This is a genomic window from Spirillospora sp. NPDC049652 (genome assembly GCF_040675125.1).
Lineage (GTDB): Bacteria > Actinomycetota > Actinomycetes > Streptosporangiales > Streptosporangiaceae > Spirillospora.
Genome location: NZ_JBFAOF010001593.1, coordinates 1 through 1007, shown reverse-complemented (window position 1 = coordinate 1007; position 1007 = coordinate 1). Strand labels below are relative to the sequence as shown.

Genomic DNA, 1007 nt, shown 5'->3' with positions numbered 1-1007 from the left:
CGCACCCGGGGCCCGGCCGGGGTCCGGGTGACCAGCCACGCGGGCAGGTCGGTCTCGGCGGGCCGCCACATCAGGGTCTCGCCGTCCCCGCGCAACCGCGCGATCCTCGGGTTGAGCTCCGCGACGACCGGCGACGCCACCAGGTCCAGGCCCTCGGCGATGCCGTCGGCCGCGAGGTCGGGGTTGAGCGACCAGTCCGCGCCGACGGTGATCGCCGCGTCCGCGTGGTGGACGGTCGTGTCGTGCAGCAGCCGGCGCAGCCAGAAGTCGGCGGGGACGTCCTCCCCGAACGGGCTCCAGACCGGTTCGTCCGCGTTCTCGACGGCGGCGACGAGCCGTTCGGCGCCGTCGCTCAGCCACGCCTCCCAATCGCCTGGGCCCATGCCGTCCGGCACGGGGCGGTGGAGCGGCTCGCGGGCGCGCTTCTCGATCGTCTCGGCCACTCCGGGCAGCGCCGTGCCGATGTGCTCGACGAGCTGGCGCAGCGTCCAGTCCGGACAGGTCGGCACGGTCGCGCCCGGATCGCCGCCGCTCGCCTTCCAGCCGAACGCGGTGGCGTGGTGCCGCAGCTCTCCGGCGAGCCTGTCGCGAGGTGGTGTGTCCATGGTCGCCCTTTCTGCCCTGACGGAAGCCATGCCCGTACCGTAGGAACTCCAGTCGGCTGGAGGTTCAAGTGTCTGTGACCGAGGTCACACCGTCGGTCGGGTCGCTGGGCATCGGGGAGCTGTCGCGGCGGACCGGCGTCTCGGTGCGGACGATCCGCTTCTACTGCGACGAGGGGCTGCTGTCGCCGGTGCGGAGCGGCGGCGGGCACCGGCGGTTCGGCCCGGAGGCCGTCGAGCGGCTGCGGACCGTCCGGCGGCTGCGGTCGCTGGGGATGGGGCTGCCGGCGATCCGGGCCGTCCTCGCGGGGGACGACGACCTCGGCGAGGCGATCGCCCGCGAACGGGCCGCCGTGGACGCCGAGCTGTCCGCGCTCGCCTGGCGGAGCGCGGCGCTCCGCGCGG

General features: G+C 75.2%; 2 protein-coding genes. One reads left to right on the top strand and one right to left on the bottom strand.

Features of this window, described 5'->3' with window-relative positions; translation table 11 throughout:
- The coding region (locus AB0J52_RS42180) for a maleylpyruvate isomerase family mycothiol-dependent enzyme (protein WP_500188944.1) at positions 1-635 on the bottom strand (635 nt) is incomplete at its 3' end.
- Between the two features lie 44 nt (positions 636-679).
- On the opposite strand from AB0J52_RS42180, the gene AB0J52_RS42175 reads away from it, so the two are divergent.
- Positions 680-1007 (top strand): MerR family transcriptional regulator (locus AB0J52_RS42175; protein WP_500188942.1); only part of this gene is annotated, 328 nt, incomplete at its 3' end.